Raw genomic sequence first — 26,967 nt, 5'->3', positions numbered from 1 at the left:
CGGACGGCGTTATGCCGACCGGGGGTCAGAGGTCACTTCCAGGCCTTGTGGGCGGTGTCCCACTTCTGCCAGTGGCCGTTGACCTTGCGCTTCCAGCAGTGCGACCGCTCGTCCCACTGGGCGTAGGTGCGGGAGTCGGCGTCGTAGCGCTGCCAGCAGTTGGCCTTGGCGTCCCAGCGGTCCTTCTTCTTGTCGACGCCCTTCTCCCAGCCGAGGTGGACGCCGGCGGCCTTGCCGTGCTCGCCACCCTTGCCGTGGTCGTCCTTGCCGTGGTCGTCCTTCCCGTGCTCGCCCTTGCCGTGCTCGTGGCCCTTGCCGTGGTCACCCTTGCCGTGCTCGCCCTTGTGGCCGTGCATGGCCGGGGCCTGGCTGGCCGGGGTCGTCGGCTGGGGATTCTCGCCGGCGAAGGCGGCGGTGCCGGTCGCCGCGGCGATTCCGGACAGCAGGGCGGCGGAAGCGGTGACAGCCGCGATACGGCGCATCGATGCGCGAGACATGCGTTCTCCTTGCTATGGGCCCCGTGGGCGTTGCCCGGCCACGGGAGCCGTGCTCTTGGTGCGCGAGCATTCTTGGTGCCGCGGGGCCCTGGGAAGGGAGAACGGACCGGTTTCCTTCATATGGGTGGACATCGGCCGGCGGCCGTGTCGTGGCGCGTCGCGGGCTCCGGATGCCGGGCGGCAGCGGCAGCGGCAGCGGCAGCGCCGGGAGGTGGCGTGACTCCCTTCATCCGTACGGGACTTGGCGTGAATCGGGCGGCTGGGCCGATTCGTGGCCATGAATGCCCAGGCGGATATGTGAACATGCGGTGACTCACCCGAAAGTGGCCAAGTCCCGGCTCCCTCCGGTGGATTGGCGCCTGCCCGGCACCTTGCCGCCACTGTGCCGCTCCGTCGGCACCCTGGCTTCTTCGGACCCCTCGGCCTACCTTGGCCCCGCTGGGCACATCCCTCGCACGACTTGCCATGTCTCTTCCGACGCCTTGTCCGATGACTTCAGACACGAGGTGAGTCATGTACGTCCGTCGCACGCGCCCCCGGCGATTACGCCGGCTGGGAATCCTCGCCCTGCTGCTCGGTGTCGTGGCCGCCCTGGCCTCCGGGACGGCACGGGCACTGCCCGACGGTGCCACCGGGCACCGGCCGCCCCTCGTGCGGCCGGTCGACCCGCAGCGGTGGCGCAACCCCGATGACATGACGTGGGCCGAATACCGCGCGGTGCCCGGCACGGACTGGGCGAACCCGGAGGTCCGGCCCACCCGGCGCACCTTCAAGGGCGCGCTGGTGCTGCTCGACTACCCCGACGAGGACTTCTCGGTCACCAAGCCGGCGGGCTCCACGCTGTTCGGCAATCCGCAGAGCACCGCGACCGGGCTCCCCCGCGCGCGCGTACCCGCCTTCTACCAGGACTTCCTGAACAAGCCCGGCCCGCTCAACCACGGCCACACCATCAACGAATACTGGATGGAGGACTCCGGCGGGCGCATCGGCGTGGACCTCACCGCCTTCGGCGCGTACCGCATGCCGTGGAAGTCGTACCAGTACGGCATAGACGACGGGATGAACCCCGGCGCCTGCCCGCTGCGGGACACCTGCGGCAAGGACATCCGCGCCGACGGCAAGCGCGCCTGGGCCGCCGACGTGGGGGAGAGCAGGACGGCGGACTTCGACTTCGTCTTCTATCTCACCGCCGGACAGGACGAGTCGTCGGTCTGGCAGGAGTTCGGGCAGATGAGGTTCCGGGGCCCCGGGGACGTGCCGGCGGCCTGGGGCCCGCCGTCACCCGTGCAGGGCGGGGGGAACGCCGCGCGGACCCGCTACGTGCCCTGGACCTCCTGGCAGGCGGCCGCGCGCATCTGGCCCGACGCCGAGAACGGCTCGTCCGTCCAGGCCGAGAGCTCCGGAATGGCCACCTACGCCCACGAGTTCAGCCACATCCTGGGGATCGGCGACAACTACAACAACCCCTACGGCACCCCGCTCAGCCGCTCCTACACGGGGATCTGGGGCATGCTCTCCCGCGGCTCGTTCAACGGCCCGGGAGGCCCGCACACGCGCTGGCGGATACCGGCCACCGCCGGGGGCTCCATGGGCGCCGAGCACGTCCTGCGGGACAAGATGAAGCTGGGCATCGTCGACGAGAAGAACGTCCTGCGGCTCGACCGTGACGCCCTCAAGGACTCCGGCCCGGTCGTGGCCCGCGTCACCGCGCGGTCGGCTCCGCCCGGCGAGAAGGGACTCGCCGGGATCGACGTGACCATGGGCCGCGACCTCTCGCCGTCCTGCGACCGGAACACCGATCCCCTCTGCGACGGCGGCGGTTACGACAACTACACGCTGGAGGTCGTCGACCGCATGGGCATGGACTCCTTCACGCCGGACAGCGGCGTCCTGCTCACCAAGACCAAGAACGCCGACCGGGCGCCCTTCGCCTGGGTGATCGACGCGCACCCCGAGGACATCGGCCTGGTGGACTTCCGGCGCCCCGACGGCACCCAGCAGAAGATCACCATGGGCGACTACCGCCAGCTCGGCGACGCGCTCTTCCACGCGGGCGCCGACAGCGGCAGTTCGTACGAATACGTCGACGAGGCCAACCGGCTGCACTTCTACGTCCTCGACGTGCGGCGCGACGCGAGCGGCGTGCTCTCCTACGGCGTCGGTGTGAAGTCCCTCGACGGCGCCGGGACGCAGGCCCGCGGAGTGGGCCTCGGCAAGGGCACGGCGAAGGGCGACGCGGCGGACGGGCGGGCCCTGTGCACCTTCGCCCTCGCGAACACCGGCGCGCCGCGGTCCACCGACATCTACCGCCTCTCGGCCACCGCCTCCGGCCGTGGCTGGTCCGCGTGGCTGCCCGACCGGCTCACCTCGGCCACACCCGGAACCCCGGTTCCCGTGGACGTCGCCGTGGCGGCGAAGGCGGGCGCCGCGCACAAGGGCACGGTCACCCTCACCGCGCGCTCCGAGAGCGACCCGCACAAGACGGCCCGTGCCACCTGCTCGCTCAAGAAGTGAGGCACCGGTCCCGAGCTCCGCACGGCCGGCGCCCCCGGCCGTGCGGACAGGACCCGCCGTCACCGCCGCGAGTAGTCCGGCAGCAGATCCCACGCCTTCGTGTCGTACCGGTACGTGTACTGCGGGCGGGTCTTGACCGCGCTCGTACGGAACGGCTGCCCCCGGTCGTCGACCCGCAGCGTCCCGCGCCGGTCGCCGCTGCTCCACTCCAGCTCCAGATACCACGTGATGTCCTGGTCGCCGGTGTGGGCGCGGACGTCCAGCACCTGGGGGTCCGTCGAGCTCGTCCGGTAGGGGAAGTCGGTCGCGGGGATCGTGATGTCGCCCTGCTTGCCGGCCACGGCCCGGGCTTCCGGCCGGCCGCGGTCGAGGTCGACGTCGAAGTGGGACGGGGCGATCCCGCTGCCGCAGCCGTCGCCCATCACATAGGCGTTCCACGCGAGCGGCGCCGCCCGCTTCACCACGCGTACGTGCAGCGCGCGCAGGACGACCGCCTCGCCGGTCTTCCCCTGCACGGCCACCTCGATGCGTATCTGGCCGCCCGGCACGGCCCGCAGCGCGGTCGCCCAGTCGCGCGCGTCGTCCCCGGCGGGGGGCTCGGGGACCTGGGCGGGCAGGCGGCCGGACACGTACAGCTGGTCGCAGTGGTCCGGCAGGACGTACGGGCGGACGTCGACGGACAGGGGCGCGCCGGCCGGCTCCGCGGACCGTTCGCCGTCGGGCTCCGTCTCCTCCCGCGGCGCCGCGGTCGTGCCGCCGTCCGGGCTCGGGGAGGCGTCCGGACGGGCGGAAGGCGCGGTGCCGCCGGGCGACGGGCTGCCGGAGGGGGCGGGCGCGCGCCCGGACGCGCGGTGCGTGGCATCGGCGTCAGGGCCGGCCGCTGTCGCGTTCGTCCCGGCGCGGTGCGCGGGCGGAGAGTTGGTGGCCGCGTAGCCGGCGACGACGGCGGTGGGTACGAGCACGGCGACCGCGGCGGCTATGAGCGCGAGACGACGGCGGGAGCGGGGGGCTCCGCCGGTGCTCCGGGCCGGGGCGGTGGCGGGAGTGGTGGCGGGAGCGGTGGCCCTGGGCTCGTCCGTAGGCGCGGGGCGGGCCGGGACCCGGTCCGGGCTCGCGGGGCCGGCGGCCGGGCCGGCGGGTTCGGGGTCCGTGGTGCTGGTGGGCCCGGCCGCGACGGCGGCCGGAGGCGCGGACTCCGTCGAACGGGCGGGCTCCGTAGGACCGTCGGGCTCGGCGCCGACCGGGAGCGGCGGCGTGTGCGCGGTTCCGGCCGGGGTCCGGTCCGGGCTCGCGGTTCCGGCCGGGCCGGTGGGTTCGGGGTCCCCGGCTTCGACCGCGTCGGCGGACTCGGCCGAAGCCGGCGTCGCCGGCCGGGGCGTACGGGCCGGCTCCGGCGTGCTGTCGGGCTCGGCCGGGGTCCCGGCGCCCGCTCCCTGCGCCTTCCGGCGCCGCGCGTCGTCCGCCAGGATCCAGCGGCGGTGCAGGTCGACGAGCTCCTCCGGCGACGCCCCGCAGAGCCGGGCGAAGCGCTCGACGGGCGCGTACTCGGTGGGCACGGCGGCACCGTTGCAATAGCGATGCACCGTGGACGTGCTCATGTGCAGCCGTTTGCCCAGGGTGCTGTAGCTGTGGCCCGAGCGCTCCTTCAGCTCACTGAGCCGGGCTGCGAACTCTCGTATCCCATCGGTCATACCGGCAATTCCCCGTCCCAGGACCGCGTTCCAGGGCGCGGATTCTCCCCAGCTCAGCCTATACGCAGCCGTTCCAGCGTCCCTGAAGCCCCGCCGGGCCTTGCCGCCGGGACGGAACGGATCACAGGCTGTGGACACGGAAGCGGCGCCCGGCGGACGGCCGGGCCGCGCCGTCGGACAGGAGTCGCCGTGCGGACCAGGATCCGCCTCCGCCTGGAAGCCGCGGATGTCGTGGCCCTGGTCGTGCTCTGCGCGTCCGCCACCACCACGCTCGCGCTTCTTGTCGGCCTCATCTGACGTTCCACGTCACCACATCCATCGGGAGACCACCATGCGTAACCTCAGCCTCACCGCCTCCGCCGTGCTCGCCGCCGCGGCCGTCGCCCTGACGGCCACCCCGGGCCAGGCCGCTCCGTCGTCGGGCGCGGTCACCGCCGCCTGCACCGCGGGGAACACCAAGGTGTCGGTGCGGACGGTCAGCCGGCCGATCAACCACGACCTGCTGACCGTCACCAACACCGGCCGCACGGCCTGCAACGCCTACGCCTACCCCTACCTGCGCTTCGACGAGGACCAGGCCGCGACCCAGGTCGTCGAGGACAGCCGGCCGCAGGCCGTGGTGACCCTGGCACCGGGCGGGTCCGCGTACGCGGGCATCGGCCTCTCGGCCGGCGACGGCAGCGGCGCGCACGGCCGTACGGCCGCCGAGCTGGAGGTCTTCCTCGCCGACGCCGACGGCTCCGCGGACGGGTCCGCCACGCTCTCCCTGCCCGAGGGCACGTGGATCGACGACTCGGCGGCGGTCACGTACTGGCAGTCGAACGCGGCGGACGCGCTGGTGTGGTGACCTCCCGTCGGGAGGCCGGGCTCACTGTCCGAGTGCGACCCGGACGAGCTTGATGACGACCAGGACCATCGCCGCCAGGAGGTACGCCCGCAGCGCCCCCATGCCGATCTTGCGGCCGGTGGCCATGACCGGGCGGGCGAGGGTCTCCAGCGGGGGCATCCGCCAGGTGTCCCTGCCGGTGCGGTCGATGGGGTCCTCCTTCGTCCCGGTGCGCCGCCGGGTGAAGGCGTAGCCGGCGGCGAGCACTCCCGCGACGCCGCAGGCGGCCATGATGTCGAGGATCGCGCCGGCGGTGATGTCGGGGAACAGGACGGAAGCGGTCAGGATGACCGAGAGGGTCACCAGGACACCGACGACCGCCGCGGTGAAGGCGTTGGTCTTGGGACCGTTGGTCCACGGCCCCAGGACCTGCTTGTCGTTGCAGAGCAGCAGCAGGAAGACCGAGGCGGACGGGAGCAGCACCCCGGCGAGGGTCTGGACGCCCTCGGTGAGCAGGCCCAGCGGGGAGCCGGGGATCAGCACGATGGCGGCGGCCGCGGCGACCAGCCCGGCGTAGACCGCGTAGAAGCCCTTGGCGCCCTTGATGCCGCGGTGCAGCGAGTGCTTCATGCCGAGGACGTCGCCGATGGCGTAGGCGGTGGACAGCGAGACCGCGAACGCGCCGATGATGGAGGCGTCCAGCAGGGCGATCGCGAAGAGCACTCCGGCGAGCTTCCCGGCGTGCGCCTCGATGCCGGTGGCCAGGCCCCCGGCGTCCGTGAAGTCGCCGAAGCGGCCGGTGCCGGCGAAGGCCGCGGAGGCGATGCCCATCATGGCGGCGGCGCCGATCACGACGACGCCGATGCCGAGCCAGAGGTCGGCCTTCTCGTACTTCATGAAGCGCGGGGTGATGCGCTTGTCGATGACGTACGACTGCTGGAAGAACAGCTGCCAGGGCGCCACGGTCGTGCCGACTATGCCGATGATCAGCAGCATGACGGTGGCCAGCTCGCCGGAGCCGCCGGGGATGACGGGGACGACGAAGTCGTGTGCCATCCGCGAGGACTTGGGGTGGACCAGGAAGTAGACGGGGACGAGCAGCAGGCTGCCCGCGCACAGGGCGATGGCGACCCGCTCGAAGCGGCGGAAGGACCCCGTGAACGCCGAGGCGATGATGATCGCGGCGGCCAGGATCACCGAGGCCACCTTGGGAAGCCCGAGATAGCCGGTCGCCAGGGTGATCCCGATGAACTCGGTGACGAGCGTCAGCGCGTTGAGCAGGAACAGGTCTATGACGGAGAACGCGCCCCAGAACTTCCCGAACCGCTCCAGGATGAGCCGGGCGTGCCCGACCCCGGTCACCGCGCCCAGCCGCAGGACCATCTCCTGGTTCACATAGAGCACGGGGATCAGCAGGAGGAGCGTCCACAGCAGGCTGGTGCCGTAGTTCTGGCCCGCCTGGCCGTACGTCGCGAAGGCCCCCGCGTCGTTGTCGCCGACCATCACGATCAGCCCGGGGCCGACGATGGCGAGGAGCGTCTTCAACTTGGCGGACAGGCCCCGGCGTTCGCCGTGGTCGTCCTGCTTGATGGTGCCGAGGGCGCCGCGGATGTCGCCGAGGTGGGCGTCGTCCAGCACCGCGCTGCGGGGCGCCGGGATCTCGGTGTCGGTGATCAGGTCGGTCATGGGGAGCCTCCCGGACGCCTGGGCAGGCGAGGAGTCGGTGGCGCGCGGACACGCTCCACCCACGGGCGCGCAGCACTGCGACCCGGGTCGGCCGGGGGCCGGGCGGGTGAGGGCGGTGGCGCGGTCGTGCCCGCGGGGAAGGTGGTTACCGTGTGCCGGAGAAGGGCGAGGGCATGCGGAAAGAGGGGCGACTATGGCCCGGACTACTGCAACTGCAATCCATGTCTCTCGCCTCCTTCCGGCCGGGACGCGCGGCGCGTCGACGACTCGGCAAGGAGCGGACCGGGCATGCCCCGGTTCACCCCAACTCGTCAGAGCTTTGGCACTGCACGGCGTGATCCCCTTCGGTGGGGAAGCCACTTGGGGTCACCCCTTAATTCGGGGAGACCTGTCCTGACCCTGGGCGTCTCTCGACGTCGTGGGGTCAGTGGCCTGTGTCCGTACAGACGCCTCACCGAACGAGGTGCCTTCTGATTTCGAACCTCCAGAAGCATAGACCCTTACTTGCGCAACCGCGCAACCGTTTGGCCAAGGCTTGACCTGGGCGGGATCCGGCGCCGGGCGGAGCGCCGCATTCGGTGCCCCGGGACCGTGGGTAGTCTGCTGCGCGACATCCGCACCACAAGGGGCTCATCGGTGGACCACGACAGCATGACCGCAGACCCCGTCGCCGTCGGGCACCGGCTGCACTGGCGCGGGGTGATCCGTACGCGGCGGGCCGTCGTCATCACCTCGCTCGCCGTCGGCGGGCTCGTCGTGTCGCTCACCTTCGGCGGACTGCTGGGCAGCCCCGGCAGCCACCAGTCGCTGACCTCCCGGGTGATCGCCGGCGTCAGCGCGGGGGTCTTCCTGGTGGGCGCCCTGATCGCGGTCCGCGGCGCGACGGACGACCTGGTGAAGCTGCTCACCGGCCGGATCAGCGACAACCGCTCCGCCGCACTGCGGGTGATATGCCTGCTGTCCGGCTACGCGCTGGTGATCCTGGGCGCCCTGAGCCTCCTCAGGGTGCCGTGGGGGAAGCTGCTGCTGGGCGGTGCGCTGACCGGTGTGCTGCTGGGCATCGCCGCCCAGCCGGTGCTGGGCAACATCTTCGCGGGCCTGGTGCTGATGGTCGCGCACCCCTTCACGATCGGCGAGCGGATCAGCGTGCAGTCGGGCCCGCTCGGCGGCCGCATCGAGGGCGAAGTCGCCGACATGACCCTGCTGTTCGTCGAACTGCGCACCGACGACGGCCGGACGCTCATCCCCAACAACGCCGTACTAGGCGCGGCCATCGGGCCGCCCCACCGCGAGTCGACGGCGGCGTGACGGCCTGACGGTCTGAGGGCGTCGACCGGGCGGAGTCCGTGACCCCGCCCGGTCCACGTGTCCTCAGGAGCGCGCCGGCGCCTCCTGCCGTGCCTCGTCCCCGTCCCCGGCCTGCTGCGCCGGGATGCGGCGTACGCACTCGATGAGGTAGTCGCCGCTGTCCTGGTCGAGGGTGACGCCGTGCGTCTCGCTGCGGAAGCCGGGGAAGCGCCGGTCGAAGGACTCCAGCGCCGTCAGATAGCGCAGCAGGGGCCCGTCCGGCGCGCCGGTGTTCTCACCGGGCATCAGGACCGGGATGCCGGGCGGGGTGACGGTGACCATCGCGGCGGCCACCCGGTCCGCGGCGTCGGCCAGCCGTACGCGCTCGGTGCCGCCGCGGATGAGGCGCTGGTAGCAGTGCTGCGGCGGGGTGACCGGCTCGGGCAGGTCCTGGAAGGCGGTGTCGAGCAGCTCGACCAGGCGGGCCTCCCGCAGATGGCCGTGCATCTCCTGGCACAGCCCGCGCAGCGTCCCCGCGGAGTAGCGCTGCGGGTACGCGGCGACCAGCTCGGGCAGCACGCGTTGCAGCGGTACGTCCTCGTCGTGGAGCGCCTTGAAGTCCATCAACGCGTCCATCAGCGTGCCCCACTTGCCCTTGGTGATCCCCATGGAGAAGAGGATGAGCGTGGTGTAGCTGTCGGTCTTCTCCACCACGATGTTCCGGGTGGCCAGATAGGCGGTGAGGACGCGGGCGGGGATGCCCCAGTCGCCCATCCGCCCGGTGGCGTCGATGCCGGGGCAGGTGAGGGTGACCTTGACGGGGTCGAGCAGGCAGTAGCCCTCGGCCAGGCCGGGGAAGCCGTGCCAGTCGGCGCCGGGTTCCAGCTGCCAGCAGGCCGGTTCGGTGCGCAGCAGCTCGGCGGGGGCGTCGGCGAACGGCACCCGGTCGCCGGTGGCCGGGTCCGTCACCGTCTCCGGCTGCCAGACGCCGAAGAACCAGGCCGGCCGGTCACCGGCGGCCGCGACGCGCCGGCCGACGCGCACGACGGTCTGCCGGAAGCGGACCGCCTCGGTCACCGCCTCGTCGATCAGCCAGCGGCCCTGCGGCCCGTCCATCATCGCGGCGGCCACGTCCAGCGACGCGATCATCGGATACAGCGGCGAGGTGGTGCCGTGCATCATGAACGCCTCGTTGAACCGGTCGTGTTCGACCGGCGCGCGCGGCGCGGGCTTCACGTGCACCATGGCGCTCTGCGACAGCGCGGCCAGCAGCTTGTGCGTGGACTGGGTGGAGAAGACGGTGGGGCGCTCGGGCCCGGGGAAGGTGTCGGGGCCCACCGCCATGCCGTAGCGCCCGGCGTAGAGCGGGTGGAAGCGGGCGTACGCGAACCACGCCTCGTCGAAGTGCAGCCGGGGCGTGCTGGGCGCGAAGGCCCGCGCCACCTGGACGGCGTCGTAACACAGGCCGTCGTACGTGGAGTTGGTGAGCACCGCGTACTGCGCCTCCGGCGACACCGCGCCCAGGGTCAGCGGGTTGCGGGCGATCCGGTCGGCGACCGCGCCCGCCTCGGTCCCCGCGGGCGGCAGGGGGCCCGCCAGGCCGTAGCCGTTGCGGGTGGGGACGAGATAGACCGGCCGGGCGCCGGAGAGCACGAGCCCGTGCAGCACCGACTTGTGGCAGTTGCGGTCCACCAGCGCGATCTCGTCCCGGGTCACGCTGAAGTGGCCGACCATGCGGTCGCAGGTCGAGTCGCCGTGCAGGACGAAGTACGTGCGCTCGGCGCCGAAGATGCGGGCCGCGTTGCGCTCGGCGTCGCCGACCGGACCGGTGTGCTCGAACAGCGAGCCGAGCTCCTCGACGGAGATCGACAGGTCGCTGCGCAGCAGCCGCTCCCCGAAGTAGTCGTGGAACGCCCGGCCGACCGGGGACTTGAGGAAGGCGACGCCGCCGGAGTGGGCCGGGGTGTGCCAGGAGTACTCGTGCGCGTCGTCGAAGCGGCGCAGCGCCTTGAAGAACGGCGGCAGCAGGCCCTCCTGATAGCCGCGGGCCGCGCTCGCGATCCGGCCGGCGATGAAGGGTGCCGTGTCCTCCAGCGGCCAGATGTAGCCGATCACCGTCTCGGCGACCCACAGCGGCAGATTGTCGAGGTCCTCGCCTGCCGTGACCAGGAAGACCGGCAGATCCTGGAAGCGCCGCCCGGTACGGCGCAGCACGTCGCCGCCGCCCGTCCCGCCGTCGCCCTCGCCCTGCCCCGGAAGGTCCCAGTCCACGACGGCGGCGGCCAGGCCCGCCTCGGTGCGCAGCACCGCCTGGGCGTCGTCGCTCGTACCGGCCCAGCGCACCTCGAACCCGCGGGCCTCCAACTCCCGCCGGATCCTGCGCAACTGCTCGGCCCCGGCACCTCCGCCCTCCGGCAACTCCCGTACCGCGAACAGGACCGTTCCGTCTGCCATGGCTGTTCCTCCGCGCGCCGCGCCGTATCGCCGTAATTCGCCGTAGGAACAACGGGCCGCCGGTCGCGACGACACCGGCCGGGGCGGGAATCCACTCCGACCGGCGACCCGAAGGAGTGGTTTCGGGGCGCTCTCGTCACTGACAGGGCGAACCGCCCGGAAGCATGGCGTACTTCCGCTGTCTTCCGTCTTCCTGCCCTCGCCCTTCTTGTCTTCCTTGTCTCCGTCCTTCTTGCTTGTCTTCGTCGGGAGTGTTCATGAAGGCTGTCCCCCTGAGCGCGGCACTGGCACTGACGGCGCTGGCCGTCTGCGCGCCGGTGTCCGCGGCCACCCAGCCCGTACGGGCCGAGCGCGTCACGCTCACCAACGCGGACAACGGCCGGACCGTGTCCGCGCACAAGGGTGACGACGTCGAGGTCACCCTCACCGGCTACCGCGAGCACGGGCTCACCTTCTCCTGGAGCGTTCCGGCGAGCGATTCCGCCGTGCTCCGCCGGACCGCGGGCGGCACGACCCCGAGGGGCGACGCCACCGCGCGCTTCCGCGCGGTGAAGAACGGCATCGCCGCCCTCAGCGCCCAGCGGCACTGCCGCGCGGACCAGGGCCACCTCTGCCCGCTCGTCGTCACGCCGTGGAAGGTGCGGGTGGAGGTGAAGTAACGGGAGGGGCCGGGAAGTAAAGGTAAGGGCCGGGGTGCACCCGGCCCTTCCCGCTGCCCGCCCCCGCACGCGCTCGCCGGCTACTTCCCCAGCGCCCCCACCCCCGCCTGGGCGAACTTCTCGTCGAGGTCGCCGCTCGGGGCGCCGGCCACGCCGACGGCCGCGACGGGGGCACCCTTCGCCTGGACCGGGGCACCGCCGGGCAGGAACAGGGTGCCGGGAATGTCCTTGAGGTTCGGGGTCTGGGAGAGGCGGCCCACCAGGGCCGAGGTGGGCGCGTTCCAGGAGACGGCGGTGAACGCCTTCTTCTCGGCGGAGGCGTACGACTGCGGGCCCGCCCCGTCGCCGCGGAGCATCACCATGGTGTTGCCGTCGCGGTCGACGACCGCGACGGAGACCTTCTGGCCCTCCTTGGCGGCGGCGTCGAGGCTGGCCTGGGCCGCCTTGGTGGCGGCGGCGATCGTCAGGTGCGTCGACCCGACGAGGTCGCGGTCGGCGGCGTCGGCCTTGACCGGGGTCCTGGACCCGGCCGCGGGACCCGCGGCACTGGCGGCGACGGAGCCGATCGTTCCGACGGCGAGGACGGCCGCGGTGGCGGCGAGGAGCTTCTTGGCGTTGGTCATGACTCGATCCTCCGGCCGGGAACGGGTCCGGCGCTTCGGCCCGGCGGCTGCTCGTCCCGAGCGTGACGGCGGACCCCCGTGTCAGCCGATCGGTTGATGCGAGGGGGGCTCCGCCGGGTGAGGATGGGGGAGTATGCGCAGGTCGAGGAGGGTCGGATGCGACGCGAAGGGCCGACGGCCGAGGCCACCGCCCCCGGGGAGCGGTGGCTCGCGGTCGTCATGCGCGCGGCGTTCTTCCTGCTGCTCGGCGCCTCGCTGGTGCGGTTCCTGACGCGGCACCCCGGCGAGCCGCACACCCCGTGGATCATCGGGCTGTCCGCCGGTCTCGCCCTGCTCTACGCGCTCGGCCCCCCACCGCTCGCGTCCCCCGCGCCGCGCCGGCTCGGCTGGCTGGGGGCCGTGGTCGTCGTCTGGATGGTGCTGGTGGTCCTCGCGCCGAGCTTCGCCTGGTGCGCGGTGCCGCTGTTCTTCACCGGGCTGCGCACCCTGCCCCCGCGCGCGGCGCTCGCCCTCGTCGCCGTGCTCACGGCCTTCGTGGTCGCCGCCCAGCTGAAGCTCTCGACGGGCCGCTTCGACCCGAACCTGGTCCTCGCCCCGCCCGCCGTGGCGGCGATCGCGGCCGCCGTCTTCGTCCACATGCAACGCCAGGCCGACCGCCAGCGGGAGCTGATCGACGACCTGATCCGCACCCGGCGCGAACTCGCTGCCACCGAGCGCCGCGAAGGCACCCTCGCCGAACGCCAACGCCTGTCGATGGAGATCCACGACACCCTCGCCCAGGGCCTGTCCAGCCAGCGGATGCTGCTCCAGGCGGCCGACCGGGTGTGGACGGCCGAGCCCGGGACCGCGCTCCAGCACGTCCGCACGGCCGCCTCCATCGCCGAGCGGAACCTGGCCGAGGCCCGCCGGTTCGTCCACGACCTCGCCCCCGCCGACCTCGCCGGCGGCGACACCCTGGAACAGGCCCTGCAGGCCCTGGCCGCGCGGGAGTCGACGGAGTCCGGCGGCCTCGCGGTGCGCTGCCACGTCGAGGGGACGCCGGCCGTCCCGCTGCCCGGACGTGTCGCTTCCGCGCTGCTGCGCATCGCCCAGGGCGCGCTGGCGAACGTACGGGAGCACGCGGGCGCCACGACGGCCACGCTCACCCTCACCTGTCTGGACGACCAAGTGGTCCTCGACGTCGCCGACGACGGCACCGGCTTCGACGTACGGTCCGTGGCCGAGCCCGCACCGGGCACGCGGGGGCACGGGCTGCCCGCGATGCGCGCCCGGGCCCGTACGCTCGGCGGCACCCTGACCGTCGAATCGGCCCCGGGCGAGGGCACGGTCCTGTCCGCCGCGATCCCCCTGGACGTCCCGTCATGACCGGAACCGCCGTCCGTATCCTGCTCTGTGACGACCACGCGGTGGTACGCGCCGGGCTGCTCGCCCTGCTAGGCAGCGAACCCGACATCGAGGTGGCGGGGGAGGCGGGCACCGGTGAGGAGGCGGTGGCCATGGCCGCGCGCCTCCGGCCGGACGTGGTGCTGATGGACCTCCAGCTCGGCCCCGGCATCGACGGCGTGGAGGCCACCCGCCGCATCTCGGCCACCGGCGTCCACGTGCTCGTCCTCACCACCTACGACACGGACGCCGACATCGCCCGTGCCATCGCCGCGGGCGCCACCGGCTATCTGCTGAAGGCCGAGCGCCCCGAGGAGCTCTTCGCGGCGATCCGTGCCGCGGCCCAGGGCCGCAGCACGCTGTCCCCGCCCGTGGCCAGCCGCGTCATGAACCAGATGCGCGGCGCCGCCCGCCCCGCCCTGACCCCCCGCGAACTCGACATCCTCGCCCACCTGGCACAGGGCCTCGGGAACCGCGACATCGCCCGCGCGCTGTTCATCAGCCAGGCCACGGTCAAGACGCATCTGGGCCGGATCTACGAGAAGTTGGGCGTGGAGACGAGAGCGGGCGCGGTGGCGGTGGCCAAGGAACAGAGGCTGCTTTCCTGAGCGCCGGGCCCACGGATGGGTCTTCTGAGCGCCGGGCTCACGGATGGATTTCCTCAGCGCCGGGGTCACAGACGGCCTTCCTGAGCGCCGGGCTCACAGATGGGCGCTGATCACACCGCCGGCGCTGAGCACGATGTACACGCCGTTGGCGTCGAGCCCGGCGTCGTGCTCGTTCGCCTCCAGCGTGCCGTCCACGGAACCCTCCTTGCCGATGATCTCCGCGCGGTACCGGAGCTCGCCGGTCTTCGTCACCTTGGCCGTCCAGCCGCCCGCGAGCTCGAAGGTGCCCGGTCCGTTGTGGCCGCCGCCCATCCAGGAGTGGATCCGGCCGTCCGGCGTGAGCACGACGAACATGTCGTTGGCGTCGAGCCCGGCGTCGTGCTCGTTCGCCTCCAATGTGGCCAGGACCGAACCCTGGTGGACGATCTTGGCGAGGTAGTGCTGGGCACCGAGCTCGTGTATCTCGGCCTTGCTGCCGTCCGGCAGGGGCTCGGTGTGGACCGGGGACGCCGCCTTGGCCGTACCGGGGTGCGCGCTGCCGGACTGTTTGCTCGCAGTGCTCGCTTTGTTGCCGGCCTTGTCACCGGTGTTCGTCTTGGCCTCGGAGCCCGTCCTGGCACCGGAGCCCTGCGCTCCGGCTCCGGCGGTGGGGCCCGTGCCGCCGGCCTCGGTGGCGGCCACGCTCGTGTCCGCGCGGCCCGCCGCGGGCTTCGCGCCGGCGTCGGCCGAGCCGGAGCAGGCGGTCAGGGTGAGGGCGGCGGCCGCGACCAGAGTCGCGGCGGCGACGCGCAGGGTGCGGCGACGAGTGGTGCGGGCAGTGATGCTGGAGCTCATTTCGGATCCCCCCGGGGGCAGTTGGTGCTGTTCTCTCCTCGGTACGTCACCCACCCTGAACGGGCCCGCTATCGCGAGACTGCCGTTTCACTAACACCCGGCTGACATCTGGGGCGTGAGCCGTGGGCGCGGGCTGTTTCGAGCCTGTTCGTGCGCGCGCTTCTGCTCGATGTCGTAGCGACGGCGCAGTTCGGCGATCGCCGCCCGGTCGATGTGCGGCCCGGAGTTGAGGATCTCGAAGAGTTCTTCGAAATAGCCCTCGTGGTCGGGCGGCGGCGATGCCTGGAGGAGCATTCTGGTGGGCTCTCCGGTGGGGTTGGCGAACGCGCGCGGGCAGCCCGGCGGGACGATGATCGCGGTGCCGGCGGTGGCACGGACGTACTGCTTCCCCGTGGGCGACGCCCAGTCCCGCCAGTTGTGGCGGGTACGCGTGCGTGGCTCGAAGGCCAGGACGTCGAGCTCGCCCTCGAGGACGTAGCAGAACTCCTCGCTGCGGGTGTGCAGATGGGCGCCGACGTCGAATCCCGGGTGACGAGAACCTCGAAGTTGGAGGCCGCTCGCGAGTGCTCGCCGGTGACCTTGAAGGTCACCTGCTGCGCCGCGGATACCAGGGTGCGCCCCTGCCCCGGGGGCACGATCAAGCCGTCGGGGGCGGTGAGCAGCGTCATCGGGCGGAACCTTTCGGGGCGGGGTGCCGGCCTTGGCGAGGTGGGCGGCCCGGTGACGGCGAGGGGCAGGGGGACGGTGCGGCAGGCCCGCGGGCCCGTGCGGGAAGTCCGGACGGGCCCGCGGTGTCACTCTGTCAGTGTGGTGCCGCTCGGGAAAGACTCAGCCACGGCCTTGAGCGGTGAAGACGACGGTGTACTCGGACGCGCTGATGGGGGTCATGCTCGCCATCCCGACGGCTCCTTCGTAGCCGTTCGCACCGCCCGTGATCGCCTCGACGTACTTGGTCTTGCCGTCGGCCTTCGGAACGGCCCCGACAAGGACGATCTGAAGCCCCGTAACGCTTCCCGCGTTCCAGACCAGGACGTCGGTGCACACAGCCTTGTCCGCAGCGGTGCCCGTCGCCGAGGAGGAGGCGTGGGGACCGCACTGCCGGTTCACCGCGCCGACGACCGCGCCCGAATCCTCATCGTGGACCGTTGCCACCCCGGACTGCGCCGCGTGTGCGTTGCTGAACTTCCAGATCTGTGGAGCGATTTGAGCGGTTGGGACTGAGCTTGCGGGGGTGGAGGTCGCCAGCGTGCAGGCCGCCCCCATGGTGAGAGCGGCGAGCACCACGTTGGCGTGCCGACGCAGCCAGGCGAATCGAGGCAAGGGGGAACTCCCGGTGAACTGCCGGATCCATGTGTCCGGAGTGGATGGGGGTCTCTGATCTGCCGAGTGCGGACAGACGCCGCCAGTGTTACAGGCGGTGAACGAAGGCCGACCCCGCCGACGCCGCCTACTTCGACCAGCGGAAGACCGCCTACGAGACCAAGGACCTGGCGCCGTACGCCAAGCTCATATCGGAGATGAAGAGCAAGTACGCGGGCACCCCGATCGGCGCCTCGGAGTCCATCGTCACCCCGCTCTCCGAGGGGCTCGGGCTGAAGATGCTCACCCCCGAGACCTTCCTCGACGCGATGAGCGAGGGCACCGACCCCACGGCCAAGGACAAGGCCACCATCGACGACCAGATCAAGAACAAGCAGATCAAGGTCTACGTCTACAACTCCCAGAACTCCACCCCGGACGTGCAGGCCCAGGTCAAGGAGGCCACGGACGCGGGCATCCCCGTCGCCACCGTCACCGAGACCCTGGCCCCCGCCGACGCCACCTTCCAGCAGTGGCAGACCACCCAGCTCCAGGGCATCGAAGAGGCTCTGGCCAAGGCCACCGGGCGATGATCAGGGCCATGGACCCGGCAGTCCGGGCCGCCGAGGCCCTGCTCCCCGTCCCTCGGCGGGCACCCGAACCCGTGCTTGAGCTGCGCGACGCCGCCGTGCGTGTGGGCGGCCGAACCCTGTGGTCGGGGGTGAACCTCACTGTCGGAGCAGGGGAGTTCACTGCCGTCCTGGGCCCGAACGGCGTCGGCAAGTCCACCTTGGTCAAGGCGGTGCTCGGGGCGCAGCCCCTCGCCTCGGGCGAGGTGCGCGTCCTGGGGACCCGTCCCGGTCAGGCCGGCCGCCGCGTCGGCTGTCTTCCGCAGCGCCGCAGCTTCGACGCCTCGATGCGGATCCGTGGCATCGACGTGGTCCGCCTGGGACTGGACGGCGATCGCTGGGGCGTGCCGCTGCCCCTTCCCGGCCCGCGCCGCCGGGCCGCCCGCGAACGCGTCGCCGAGGTCGTCGAGTTGGTGGGTGCCGCCGCCTACGCGCATCGGCCCATCGGACAGTGCTCCGGCGGTGAACAGCAGCGGCTCCTCATCGCCCAGGCCCTCGTCCGCCGACCGCTACTGCTCCTGCTGGACGAGCCGTTGGACAGCCTCGACCTCTCCCACCAAGGAGGGGTGGCCGCGTTGATCGGACGCATCTGCCACCAGGAGGGCGTGGCCGTGGTGATGGTGGCCCACGACGTGAATCCGATACTGCACCACCTCGACCAGGTCGTGTACCTCGCCGAGGGCGGTTCCGTCGCCGGTGCCCCACAGGAAGTGATCACTTCCGGAACCCTGACGGGACTGTACGGCGCGCCGGTCGAGGTGTTGCGGGCGTCCGACGGGCGGCTGGTCGTGGTCGGGCGGCCCGAGTCCACCGGGGGCGGCCATGGTGCCGGCTGACCCGCTCCGGTCGTGGAACCTCGTGGGTGACGTCCGGCAGATGTGGTCGTACCCGTTCATGGTCAACGCCTTCCGCGCGGGCGCGATCGTGGCCGTGGTCTCCGCGGTCGTCGGGTGGTTCGTGGTGCTGCGGCGCCAGACGTTCGCCGCGCACACCGTCTCCGTCGTGGCGTTCCCGGGAGCCGCCGGGGCCGTGTTCCTCGGAGTCGGCGCGGTCTCCGGCTACTTCACGCTCTGCCTCGCCGCCGCCCTGGTCATCGCGGCCCTGCGCGGCAGCGGCGACCGTGAGGAGTCCGCGCTGACCGGAACCGTGCAGGCCTTCCTCCTCGCCTGCGGGTACCTCTTCACCGCCCTCTACAAGGGACTGCTGGAGGGACCGCAGACGATCCTCTTCGGCACGTTCCTCGGCATCACCGCCACCCAGGTGACCGTCCTGCTCGGCGTGGGCATCGCCGTGCTCGCGGCGCTGGCGCTCATCGGCCGGCCGCTGCTGTTCGCCTCCGTCGACCCGCAGGTGGCCGCCGGGCGCGGCGTCCCGGTGCGGGCGCTGTCCGTCGCGTTCCTCGTGCTGCTCGGGGCGGCGACCGCCGAGGCGAGCCAGATCACGGGGGCGCTGCTGGTCTTCGCTCTGATGGTGATACCCGCCGCCACCGCGCAGACCCTCACCGCCCGTCCGGCGGCGAGTCTGCTGCTGGCCGTGGTGCTGGCCCTCACGGCCACCTGGGCGGGGCTGATCGCCGCGTACTACTCGCCTTATCCGCTGGGGTTCTTCGTGACCTCGTTCGCCTTTGCCGGATACGTCATCGCCCTGGGGCTGCGCGTGCTGCGCGCGGCCCTGCCGGGCCGGCCGGTCGGGGAGGTCGCCGGATGACCGTCCTGTCGGCGGCTTCGCCGCTGTCCCAGCCGTTCTTCCAACACGCCGTCCTCGCGGGCACGTTGATCGCGGCCGCGTGCGGCATGGTCGGCTACTTCCTCGTGCTGCGCGCTCAGGTCTTCACCGCGGACGCGCTCAGCCACGTCGCGTTCACCGGCGCCATGGCCGCCCTCGCCATCGGCTACGACCTGCGGCTGGGGCTGTTCGCCGCGACCATCGCCGTCGCGCTGCTCTTCGGCACGCTCGGCCGCCGGGCCCGCCCGGACGACGTCGTCATAGGGAGCGTCTTCTCCTGGGTGCTCGGCCTGGGCGCGTTCTTCGTCACCCTGTACACCACTTCCCGCAGCACGGCCGACGGCACCGCGGGCGTCAGCGTCCTGTTCGGCTCGGTCTTCGGCATCTCCGAGGCTCACGCGGCGACTTCCGCGCTGCTGGCCGCGGTTGTCTGCCTGGTGATGCTGATCGCTGCCCGCCCGCTGCTGTTCGCCACGGTGGACGAAGCCGTGGCCGCGGCCCGTGGTGTCCCGGTACGGCTGCTCGGTTACGGCTTCCTCGCCGTGGCCGGGGCCAGCGCCGCCGAGGCCACCCAGGCGGTCGGCTCCCTGCTGCTGCTCGGCCTGCTCGCCGCCCCCGCCGGGGCCGCGATCCGGCTGACCGACCGCCCGTACCGGGCGCTCGCCCTCTCCGTGGGCCTGGGGGTGACGGAGATGTGGGCGGGATTGTTCGCCTCGTACGCGGTGCCGCGAATGCCGCCGAGCTTCGCCATCATGGCCACTGCCACCGCCGTCTACGCCGCCACCTTCCTCATACGGCGCCCTGTTCCGCGTAATCGCTGAGGCTCGGGCGGAGGAGGCACCGCGATGACAGACGACCGACCGCAGGCCACTGAGCACGATGTCGCGCTGATCGGCCGCGCCACACAGCAGCGCGCCATGGTGCTGGGAGCCCTTGTCGTGGTGGAGGGCTTCATCAGCGCCCAGGCCCTGCACAGGCGGCTGGTGGCCGACGGCTCGCCCGTCGGCCTCTCCACGGTCTACCGCACTCTGACCGCGCTGGTCGAGGCCGGCCGCGCGGACGTCGTCCGCGCAGCCGACGGCGAGCGGCTCTTCCGCCACCGCCCCGGCCCCGACCACCGCCACTACCTGATCTGCACCGAGTGCGGACTCAGCCTGCCCGTCGAATCCGGCCCTGTGGAGAGATGGGCGGCCCGGATCGCCCGGACCTCGGGATTCGCCGACGTCCGGCACGCCGTCGAGCTCTCCGGCGTCTGCCCGGACTGCGATCGAAAAGCGGATCAGACGGCAGATCAGGCACAGGGACCCTGAAGGTCAGTGGTCGTCCCAGTGTCCGTCGTGCTGGGCGTGACGGTGTCCGTCGTGGACGTAGTCCACGTGGTCGCCGTGCGGCACGGCGACGTGCCCGCAGCCCGGCCGGTGCTGGTGGGTGTGGTCCTGGTGCACGGTGTGGCCGGCCTGCTCGCACTCGTCGGTGTGGTCCTCGTGGACGCGGTGCAGGTGCCCGTCGTGGACGTAGTCGACGTGGTCGCTGTGCGGTACGGCGACGTGGCCGCACCCCACACCGTGCTGATGGGTGTGGGGTGCGTGAGAAGTGTGAGTGCTGGTCAGCATGGCGAAGCCTTCCTTGCTCCCCCGTGATCGGATCCTTCCGACGGGAGAGCCTGCTCTTCCAGTGTCGACCGCGCCGGGGATTCACGAAAGTCGTCGGAGGTCGGCCGGAAACGCTCCGCGCCGCAGAAGACGACTCGGGCATCAAGGGGCCGCCGTCTCGGCGCGGTCCGCCGACGTGAATCCGGCGAGAGGGGGCTGGTCCTCTCTTCTCGCGGTCACTATCCGCGTCCGCCCCCTTGCGGTCAGGAACCGGCCGGGAGTTCGCTCGGATGGAAGGTTGCGCAATCGAAGAAGGAGTGATGACCGTGACCGTTCACACGCCGGCTCCGACATGCAGTGCGGGCTGCACCTGCGGTCCTGGCTGCGCCTGCGGATGCCAGTCCGGCGGCCCGTGCCAGTGCGGCGGTTAGCGGGCACCGCCCGCTGTGCCGAGGGGCCACAACGAGACAGATACCGGCACCCGTTCGCCGAGTGCCGTCCCGTCGGATCGACCCCGGCGGGACGGCTGACATCCGGCTTCGTCTCTGAGCGCTCAGGCGTGGACTGCCTGCGGCCCGTGATCGCGCTCGCATGCGGCGTCGTCCAGACCGTGGACGTCCCAGGCGGGGAAGGGATCGGACCATGACATCCCTGACTCCTCCGGCCGTACGAGACAGTCGGTCAACGCCCGGTGCAGCGCCTCCGGACGCAACTCCGTACCGATGAAGGCGAGCTCCTGGCCCTCCGGTCCGTCGTCCTCGCGGGTGCCGGCGGGCTCGAAGCGGGCCACGGCTCCGGCCTGCGACCACAACCCCGTCACCCGGTCCCGCCCGGCCAGCCGGAAGAATCCCTTGGAACGCAGGACGTGGCCGTAGGCCCCGGAGTCGAGTCCTTCGGTGACGAACGCCCACAGCCGCTCGGGATGGAAGGCCCGTCCGGCGCGGAAGACCGTCGAGGAAATGCCGTACTCCTCGGTCTCGGGGGTGTGGTCGCCGTTGAGTTCCCTGACCCAGCCGGGTGCCTGCTGGGCGCGGTCCAGGTCGAAGAGGCCGGTGCCGAGGATCGCCGACGGGTCCACCCGGCCGTGCTCGGCCGGCACGACGCGGGCGGCCGGATTGAGGCGGGTGAGCGCTGCCCGCAGCCGGTCGGCATCCGCCTCGGTGACCAGGTCGAGCTTGTTGACCACGATGACGTCGGCGAACTCGACCTGGTCCATGAGGAGGTCGCTCACCGTCCGCTCGTCGTCCTCGTACTGGTCGAGGCCGCGCTCCGCCAGGCCGTCGCCGCCCGAGAGTCCGGGGAGGAAATTCGCGGCGTCGACGACGGTGACCATGGTGTCGAGCCGGGCGAGGTCGCCGAGCGTCGCACCGTCGTCCCGGGGGAAGGCGAAGGTGGCGGCGACGGGCATCGGTTCGGAGATTCCGCTCGACTCGATGAGCAGGTGGTCGAAGCGGCCTTCGCGGGCCAGCCGGTCCACTTCCTCCAGGAGATCGTCCCGCAGGGTGCAGCAGATGCAGCCGTTGGTCATCTCGACCAGGCGCTCCTCGGTCCGCGACAACGCGCCCTCTCCGCCCCGCACCAGCGCGGCGTCGATGTTGATCTCGCTCATGTCGTTGACGATCACGGCGACGCGCAGCCCGTCGCGATTGGCGAGGACGTGGTTGAGCAGGGTCGTCTTACCCGCCCCCAGGAAGCCGGAGAGGACGGTCACCGGGAGTCGGTGATCAGTCATGGCCGTCAGCCCTCCGGGTGCAGCAGCCCGCGCTCGTACGCCTTGACCAGGCGCTGCGGCACCAGATGCACGGTGCCGTCCACGGTGATCGGGACCAACCGGGGAGTGCTCGCCTTCCACTGGGCGCGGCGGTGGCGGGTGTTGGAGCGGGACATCTTCCGCTTGGGCACGGCCATGGGAACGGGACCTCCGTCGTCGGTGCGTGCCGTCACGCTACATGAAAACGGAAACCGTTACCAAGAAGGGGAGGGGCTTTGGGCGGCTGCTGACGGCAACTGCAACCAAAACTGCAACCACGAACGCAGAAGACCCCGGCCGGTTTCCCGGTCGGGGTCTTCTGAAGTGCCCGGTGAGGCACTGTGCGGAGGATACGAGATTCGAACTCGTGAGGGGTTGCCCCCAACACGCTTTCCAAGCGTGCGCCCTAGGCCTCTAGGCGAATCCTCCGCCGCAAACAATACAAGACGTGGAGGGGTGCTCGCGAACACGTTCTGCCGAGGTGGGGGTGAGGTGGGGGAGGGGGCACGAGCAGGGGTGGGGATCGGCTAGGCTGGGGGCAAGCCCCTCACGTGGCGCTAACTCACCGAACTCCCCCAGGGCCGGAAGGCAGCAAGGGTAAGTGGGCTCTGGCGGGTGCGTGGGGGGCCCTTGCGTTTCCCGGGGGCCTGTCCGGGGCGGGCGGTCCCTGTGATCGAGACCACTTGTCAGTGGGGCCCGATATCGTCGTGGGTGTGTCGTCCCTCGCGCTATACCGCCGCTACCGCCCCGAGTCCTTCGCCGAGGTCATCGGGCAGGAGCATGTCACCACCCCGTTGCAGCAGGCGCTGCGGAACAACAGGGTCAATCACGCATATCTGTTCAGCGGGCCGCGCGGCTGTGGCAAGACGACCAGCGCGCGCATCCTCGCCCGCTGTCTGAACTGCGAGCAGGGCCCCACGCCCACGCCCTGCGGTGAGTGCCAGTCCTGTCAGGACCTCGCACGCAACGGCAGAGGCTCGATCGACGTGATCGAGATCGACGCCGCCTCCCACGGTGGTGTGGACGACGCCCGTGAGCTGCGGGAGAAGGCGTTCTTCGGCCCCGCCTCCAGCCGGTACAAGATCTACATCATCGACGAGGCCCACATGGTCACCTCGGCGGGCTTCAACGCCCTGCTGAAGGTGGTGGAGGAGCCTCCGGAGCACCTGAAGTTCATCTTCGCGACCACGGAGCCCGAGAAGGTCATCGGGACGATCCGGTCGCGTACGCACCACTATCCGTTCCGCCTCGTGCCCCCGGGCACGCTGCGCGAGTATCTCGGCGAGGTGTGCGGCCGGGAGGAGATCCCCGTCGAGGACGGCGTGCTGCCGCTGGTCGTCCGGGCGGGTGCGGGGTCCGTGCGTGACTCGATGTCCGTGATGGACCAGCTCCTCGCCGGCGCCGCCGAGGACGGTGTGACATACGCCATGGCGACGTCCCTCCTCGGTTATACGGAGGGCTCGCTGCTCGACTCCGTCATCGACGCCTTCGCCGCGGGCGACGGCGCCGCGGCGTTCGAGGTCGTCGACCGCGTCGTCGAGGGGGGCAACGACCCCCGCCGCTTCGTCGCCGACCTGCTGGAGCGGCTGCGTGACCTGGTGATCCTCGCCGCGGTGCCCGATGCCACCGAGAAGGGGCTCATCGACGCCCCGGCGGATGTCGTGGAGCGCATGCAGGCGCAGGCCTCCGTCTTCGGCGCCGCGGAGCTCAGCCGCGCCGCCGACCTGGTCAACGAGGGTCTGACGGAGATGCGCGGCGCGACCTCGCCGCGGCTCCAGCTGGAGCTGATCTGCGCGCGCGTGCTGCTCCCCGCGGCGTACGAGGACGAGCGCTCGGTGCGGGCCCGGCTCGACAAGCTGGAGCGCGGGGCGCTCGCTGGCGGCTTCACGGGCGGGGGCGCCCCCGCGGGGTACGTCCCCGGGCCCGAGGCCCACGGCGGGGCGCCCGTCCCGGGGCTCTCCGGGCCCGCGGCCGCGCGCGCGGCCGTCTCCGGAGGCGCTCCTGTGGCCCCCGCGGCCCCCGCGACCCCTGTGGCGACCGTGCCCCCTGCGGCTCCCCCAGCCGTAGCCCCGGCCGCAGCCCCACCCGTCGCCCCGCCCGCGGCCCCGGCCCCCGCCCAGCCCGCCCCCACCGCCGCTCAGCCGAGCGCACCGGCCGGAGCCTGGCCCTCCGCGGCCGCGCCCGGTTCCGCGCCTCAGCAGCAGACGGCTCCGGCCCCCGCCGCGCGGGCCGCGGGCGCCTGGCCCTCGGCCGCCGCTCCCGGCCAGGGAAGCGGCGGCGCGCAGCCCGCCGCCGGCGCGTGGCCGTCCGCCGCCGCGCCCGGTCAGGGGGCCGCCGCGCCCGCCCCGGCGTCGTACGGCGGCCCGCAGCAGGCCGCCCCGCAGGCGCAGCCCTCCGGGGACGCGAGCCAGGTGCGGCAGATGTGGCCGCAGATCCTGGAGGCGGTCAAGAACCGCCGCCGTTTCACGTGGATCGTGCTCAGCCAGAACGCGGACGTCGTCGGCTTCGACGGCACCACCCTCCAGATCGGCTTCGCGAACGCCGGCGCGCGGGACAGCTTCGCCAACAGCGGCAGTGAAGAGGTCCTGCGGCAGGCGATCACCGACGCGCTCAACGTGCAGTGGAAGGTCGAGCTCGTCGTCTCGCCCGGCGGTGGCGGGGGCGGGGGCGCTCCGGTCGTGAATTACGCGGGTACGCACGGTTCCGGCGGCGGCCAGGGCGCGCCCGCGCCCGCGCCCCCGGCGGCGCCGAGCTTCGCGGCGCGGCCCCCGCAGGCCCCCACGGCGCCGCCCGCGCAGGAGCAGCGCCAGGGCCCGCCCCCCGCGGCACCGGTCCACCGGGAGCCGGAGCCCCCGCCGGTCGCGCCGGAGGACGACATGCCGGAGGAGGACGACCCGGATCTGGTCGACTCCGCGCTGACCGGCCACGATCTGATCGTCCGCGAGCTGGGCGCGACGGTGATCGAGGAGATCGCCAACGAGTAGGTACGGGCGGCGCGGCGCCCCCGTGGTTCCGGCCCCGGGGGCGCGCGGCAGGCCCGCTCACGCCCCGCCCGCGGTCAAGCAGCGGATCGAACAGGATGCGCTGCCGTAGACCATAGGGCGCAGCCGACGGCGAACACGTAGGCTCGGGCTACCGAAGGTTTGACGTCGACAGCCAGGAGCGAAACCGTGATCCCCGGTGGTGGCCAGCCCAACATGCAGCAGCTGCTCCAGCAGGCCCAGAAAATGCAGCAGGACCTCGCCGCGGCCCAGGAAGAGCTCGCGCGCACGCCCGTCGAGGGCACCGCGGGCGGCGGTCTCGTGAAGGCCACGGTCACCGGCGCCGGTGAGCTCCAGAGCCTGGTCATCGACCCCAAGGCCGTGGACCCCGAGGCCGGGACCGCCGAGGAGAACGCCGAGACGCTCGCCGATCTCGTCGTCGCCGCCGTCCGTGACGCCAACGCGGCCGCGCAGCAGCTCCAGCAGCAGAAGCTCGGCCCGCTGACCGCCGGTCTGGGCGGTGGCCTGCCCGGCCTGCCGTTCTAGCACCGGCCCGAAACCGAGCCGGAACCGCTCCGGAGCCGGCTCGGAACCGGCCCGGGACCGTACGACAACCGCAGAAGCAGAAGGAGTGTTCGATCCGTGTACGAAGGCGTGGTCCAGGACCTCATCGACGAGCTGGGCAGGCTGCCCGGTGTCGGTCCCAAGAGCGCGCAGCGGATCGCCTTCCACATCCTCCAGGCCGAGCCCGCCGACGTCCGCCGGCTCGCGCACGCCCTGACCGAGGTCAAGGCGAAGGTCCGCTTCTGCGCCGTCTGCGGCAACGTCGCCCAGGAGGAGCGGTGCCGGGTCTGTCAGGACCCGCGCCGCGACCCCGCGGTGATCTGTGTCGTGGAGGAGTCCAAGGATGTCGTCGCGATCGAGCGGACCCGTGAGTTCCGCGGTCGCTATCACGTGCTCGGCGGGGCCATCAGCCCCATCGAGGGCGTCGGCCCCGATGACCTGCGCATCCGTGAGCTGCTCGCGCGGCTCGCGGACGGCAGCGTCACCGAGCTGATTCTCGCCACGGACCCCAACCTGGAGGGGGAGGCCACCGCCACGTACCTCGCGCGCATGGTGAAGCCCATGGGTTTGAAGGTCACGCGGCTGGCCAGTGGTCTGCCTGTGGGTGGCGATCTCGAATACGCCGACGAGGTCACGCTCGGGCGTGCCTTCGAAGGGAGACGACTTCTCGATGTCTGACGCAACGCTGCATGACGCCAAGCGCGATCCCGACGATTTCGCCGTCCAGATCGCGGATTCGATCGAGAGCTTCATCGTCGCCGTGACCGAGGTGTCGCGCGGTGACGAGCCGGACAGCGCCGTGCCCTTCCTGCTGCTGGAGGTCTCCCAGCTCCTCCTCACCGGCGGCCGGCTCGGCGCGCACGAGGACTTCTTCCCCGACGAGCGCTACGAGCCGGACGTCGGCCCGGAGCCGGACGTGGACGAGCTGCGCGAGCGGTTCGCCCGGCTGCTGGACCCCGTGGACGTCTACTCCGAGGTCTTCGACCCGTACGTCCCGCGCAGCGCGCCCGTCGGCTGCCGGATCTCCGACGACCTCGCCGACGTCATCACCGACCTGCGGCACGGCATGGCCCACTACCGCGACGGCCGCGTGAGCGAGGCGCTGTGGTGGTGGCAGTTCTCCTACCTCTCCAACTGGGGTCCGACGGCCTCCGCCTCTCTCCGGGCGCTGCAGTCGCTGGTCGCGCATGTGCGCCTGGACCAGCCGCTGGACGAGCTGGACGGGCTGGACACGGACGCGGCGGCCACCGAGGAGCAGCTGGCCGAGGAGGCGGGGCGCGTGATGGCGGCGGAGATAGGGGGCCCGCTGGGGCTGCACCGCGCCTGAGGTGCCGGGATCCGGCCACCGCGCCTGAGGCGCCCGGC

At 72.2% G+C, this 26,967-nt stretch carries 24 protein-coding genes, 1 tRNA gene, 1 other RNA gene, 2 pseudogenes and 1 riboswitch; of the genes and pseudogenes, 16 read left to right on the top strand and 12 right to left on the bottom strand.

The window, feature by feature from the left end:
• Positions 1 to 32: 32 nt before the first annotated feature.
• On the bottom strand, positions 33 to 497 hold the full coding sequence (locus tag AB0435_RS17595) for a hypothetical protein (RefSeq protein ID WP_366427355.1): 465 nt from the start codon (positions 495 to 497) through the stop codon (positions 33 to 35).
• 513 nt (positions 498 to 1,010) lie between these two features.
• Here AB0435_RS17595 and AB0435_RS17590 point away from each other — a divergent pair.
• Positions 1,011 to 3,011, top strand: coding sequence for a M6 family metalloprotease domain-containing protein (locus AB0435_RS17590; RefSeq protein ID WP_366004759.1), 2,001 nt, complete (start codon positions 1,011 to 1,013; stop codon positions 3,009 to 3,011).
• A gap of 59 nt (positions 3,012 to 3,070) precedes the next feature.
• On the opposite strand, the gene AB0435_RS17585 is transcribed toward AB0435_RS17590, so the two are convergent.
• Positions 3,071 to 4,702 (bottom strand): helix-turn-helix domain-containing protein, encoded by a 1,632-nt coding sequence (locus AB0435_RS17585; RefSeq protein WP_366427354.1) that lies wholly within the window; start codon positions 4,700 to 4,702, stop codon positions 3,071 to 3,073.
• A gap of 331 nt (positions 4,703 to 5,033) precedes the next feature.
• Between AB0435_RS17585 and AB0435_RS17580 the strand changes: the two genes are divergently transcribed.
• Entirely contained in the window at positions 5,034 to 5,549 is a 516-nt protein-coding gene (locus AB0435_RS17580; RefSeq protein ID WP_366004761.1) for a DUF4232 domain-containing protein, read from the top strand.
• Positions 5,550 to 5,570: 21 nt separating this feature from the next.
• Here the strand turns inward: AB0435_RS17580 and AB0435_RS17575 are convergent, their stop codons facing one another.
• On the bottom strand, positions 5,571 to 7,214 hold the full coding sequence (locus tag AB0435_RS17575) for an NRAMP family divalent metal transporter (RefSeq protein ID WP_366004762.1): 1,644 nt from the start codon (positions 7,212 to 7,214) through the stop codon (positions 5,571 to 5,573).
• 295 nt (positions 7,215 to 7,509) lie between these two features.
• Positions 7,510 to 7,684: riboswitch (M-box (ykoK) riboswitch) on the bottom strand.
• A 181-nt stretch (positions 7,685 to 7,865) separates the two neighbouring features.
• Here AB0435_RS17575 and AB0435_RS17570 point away from each other — a divergent pair.
• A complete protein-coding gene (locus tag AB0435_RS17570) occupies positions 7,866 to 8,522 on the top strand; it encodes a mechanosensitive ion channel domain-containing protein (RefSeq protein ID WP_366004763.1) in 657 nt (218 codons plus the stop codon).
• 63 nt (positions 8,523 to 8,585) lie between these two features.
• Here the strand turns inward: AB0435_RS17570 and AB0435_RS17565 are convergent, their stop codons facing one another.
• On the bottom strand, positions 8,586 to 10,955 hold the full coding sequence (locus AB0435_RS17565) for an Orn/Lys/Arg decarboxylase N-terminal domain-containing protein (protein ID WP_366427353.1): 2,370 nt from the start codon (positions 10,953 to 10,955) through the stop codon (positions 8,586 to 8,588).
• A gap of 257 nt (positions 10,956 to 11,212) precedes the next feature.
• Here AB0435_RS17565 and AB0435_RS17560 point away from each other — a divergent pair, with 257 nt between their 5' ends.
• A complete protein-coding gene (locus tag AB0435_RS17560; RefSeq protein ID WP_366427352.1) occupies positions 11,213 to 11,614 on the top strand; it encodes a hypothetical protein in 402 nt (133 codons plus the stop codon).
• A gap of 80 nt (positions 11,615 to 11,694) precedes the next feature.
• On the opposite strand, the gene AB0435_RS17555 is transcribed toward AB0435_RS17560, so the two are convergent.
• Positions 11,695 to 12,237 (bottom strand): heme-binding protein, encoded by a 543-nt coding sequence (locus tag AB0435_RS17555; protein ID WP_366004766.1) that lies wholly within the window; start codon positions 12,235 to 12,237, stop codon positions 11,695 to 11,697.
• 156 nt (positions 12,238 to 12,393) lie between these two features.
• On the opposite strand from AB0435_RS17555, the gene AB0435_RS17550 reads away from it, so the two are divergent.
• The gene (locus AB0435_RS17550; RefSeq protein WP_366427351.1) at positions 12,394 to 13,602 is read left to right on the top strand and encodes a sensor histidine kinase; all 1,209 of its coding nucleotides are present in this window, start codon (positions 12,394 to 12,396) and stop codon (positions 13,600 to 13,602) included.
• Positions 13,599 to 14,228, top strand: coding sequence for a response regulator transcription factor (locus tag AB0435_RS17545; RefSeq protein WP_366004768.1), 630 nt, complete (start codon positions 13,599 to 13,601; stop codon positions 14,226 to 14,228). Before AB0435_RS17550 ends, AB0435_RS17545 begins: the two co-directional genes overlap by 4 nt.
• Before the next feature lie 93 nt (positions 14,229 to 14,321).
• Here the strand turns inward: AB0435_RS17545 and AB0435_RS17540 are convergent, their stop codons facing one another.
• The 3 genes and pseudogenes from AB0435_RS17540 to AB0435_RS17530 all read right to left on the bottom strand — a co-directional run bounded on the left by AB0435_RS17540 (position 14,322) and on the right by AB0435_RS17530 (position 16,382).
• Positions 14,322 to 15,062 carry a hypothetical protein gene (locus AB0435_RS17540; protein ID WP_366427350.1) on the bottom strand — a complete coding sequence of 247 codons (741 nt, stop codon included), beginning with the start codon at positions 15,060 to 15,062 and terminating at the stop codon, positions 14,322 to 14,324.
• A 90-nt stretch (positions 15,063 to 15,152) separates the two neighbouring features.
• A pseudogene (locus AB0435_RS17535) lies at positions 15,153 to 15,730 on the bottom strand (cupin domain-containing protein).
• Between the two features lie 160 nt (positions 15,731 to 15,890).
• Entirely contained in the window at positions 15,891 to 16,382 is a 492-nt protein-coding gene (locus AB0435_RS17530) for a hypothetical protein (RefSeq protein ID WP_366427349.1), read from the bottom strand.
• A gap of 116 nt (positions 16,383 to 16,498) precedes the next feature.
• Here AB0435_RS17530 and AB0435_RS17525 point away from each other — a divergent pair.
• From AB0435_RS17525 to AB0435_RS17505, 5 genes and pseudogenes are all read left to right on the top strand, one after another.
• A pseudogene (locus AB0435_RS17525) lies at positions 16,499 to 16,954 on the top strand (zinc ABC transporter substrate-binding protein); the annotation flags it as partial.
• Positions 16,955 to 16,962: 8 nt separating this feature from the next.
• Positions 16,963 to 17,826, top strand: coding sequence for an ATP-binding cassette domain-containing protein (locus AB0435_RS17520; protein ID WP_366427348.1), 864 nt, complete (start codon positions 16,963 to 16,965; stop codon positions 17,824 to 17,826).
• Complete coding sequence (locus AB0435_RS17515; protein ID WP_366427347.1) at positions 17,813 to 18,697, top strand: metal ABC transporter permease; 885 nt, start codon at positions 17,813 to 17,815, stop codon at positions 18,695 to 18,697. The genes AB0435_RS17520 and AB0435_RS17515 overlap by 14 nt, the downstream gene beginning before the upstream one ends.
• Positions 18,694 to 19,536: a metal ABC transporter permease gene (locus AB0435_RS17510; protein ID WP_366427346.1), complete on the top strand. Its 843-nt coding sequence runs from the start codon at positions 18,694 to 18,696 to the stop codon at positions 19,534 to 19,536. The genes AB0435_RS17515 and AB0435_RS17510 overlap by 4 nt, the downstream gene beginning before the upstream one ends.
• Before the next feature lie 24 nt (positions 19,537 to 19,560).
• Positions 19,561 to 20,025 (top strand): Fur family transcriptional regulator, encoded by a 465-nt coding sequence (locus AB0435_RS17505; RefSeq protein ID WP_366427345.1) that lies wholly within the window; start codon positions 19,561 to 19,563, stop codon positions 20,023 to 20,025.
• 3 nt (positions 20,026 to 20,028) lie between these two features.
• On the opposite strand, the gene AB0435_RS17500 is transcribed toward AB0435_RS17505, so the two are convergent.
• The 4 genes from AB0435_RS17500 to AB0435_RS17485 form a co-directional block, all read right to left on the bottom strand.
• The gene (locus AB0435_RS17500) at positions 20,029 to 20,328 is read right to left on the bottom strand and encodes a hypothetical protein (protein ID WP_366427344.1); all 300 of its coding nucleotides are present in this window, start codon (positions 20,326 to 20,328) and stop codon (positions 20,029 to 20,031) included.
• A gap of 532 nt (positions 20,329 to 20,860) precedes the next feature.
• Positions 20,861 to 22,039, bottom strand: coding sequence for a GTP-binding protein (locus tag AB0435_RS17495; RefSeq protein WP_366004771.1), 1,179 nt, complete (start codon positions 22,037 to 22,039; stop codon positions 20,861 to 20,863).
• Positions 22,040 to 22,044: 5 nt separating this feature from the next.
• A complete protein-coding gene (gene rpmF, locus AB0435_RS17490; RefSeq protein ID WP_366004773.1) occupies positions 22,045 to 22,215 on the bottom strand; it encodes a 50S ribosomal protein L32 in 171 nt (56 codons plus the stop codon).
• Positions 22,216 to 22,401: 186 nt separating this feature from the next.
• Positions 22,402 to 22,486 (bottom strand) — tRNA-Ser (locus AB0435_RS17485).
• Between the two features lie 110 nt (positions 22,487 to 22,596).
• Here AB0435_RS17485 and ffs point away from each other — a divergent pair.
• The 5 genes from ffs (at position 22,597) to AB0435_RS17460 (ending at position 26,929) form a co-directional block, all read left to right on the top strand.
• Positions 22,597 to 22,691: signal recognition particle sRNA small type (ffs, locus tag AB0435_RS17480), an RNA gene on the top strand.
• Positions 22,692 to 22,770: 79 nt separating this feature from the next.
• On the top strand, positions 22,771 to 25,041 hold the full coding sequence (locus tag AB0435_RS17475) for a DNA polymerase III subunit gamma and tau (RefSeq protein ID WP_366427343.1): 2,271 nt from the start codon (positions 22,771 to 22,773) through the stop codon (positions 25,039 to 25,041).
• A gap of 186 nt (positions 25,042 to 25,227) precedes the next feature.
• Entirely contained in the window at positions 25,228 to 25,584 is a 357-nt protein-coding gene (locus tag AB0435_RS17470) for a YbaB/EbfC family nucleoid-associated protein (protein ID WP_366427342.1), read from the top strand.
• A 96-nt stretch (positions 25,585 to 25,680) separates the two neighbouring features.
• The gene (gene recR / locus AB0435_RS17465) at positions 25,681 to 26,280 is read left to right on the top strand and encodes a recombination mediator RecR (RefSeq protein ID WP_336410574.1); all 600 of its coding nucleotides are present in this window, start codon (positions 25,681 to 25,683) and stop codon (positions 26,278 to 26,280) included.
• Entirely contained in the window at positions 26,273 to 26,929 is a 657-nt protein-coding gene (locus AB0435_RS17460) for a DUF5063 domain-containing protein (RefSeq protein WP_366427341.1), read from the top strand. The genes recR and AB0435_RS17460 overlap by 8 nt, the downstream gene beginning before the upstream one ends.
• The last annotated feature ends 38 nt before the right edge of the window (positions 26,930 to 26,967 follow it).

Source organism: Streptomyces sp. NPDC051173 (genome assembly GCF_040689515.1).
In the GTDB taxonomy this organism is placed as follows: domain Bacteria; phylum Actinomycetota; class Actinomycetes; order Streptomycetales; family Streptomycetaceae; genus Streptomyces.
Note: the sequence above shows the minus strand (reverse complement) of the source record. Positions and strands in the feature narration are given on the sequence as shown.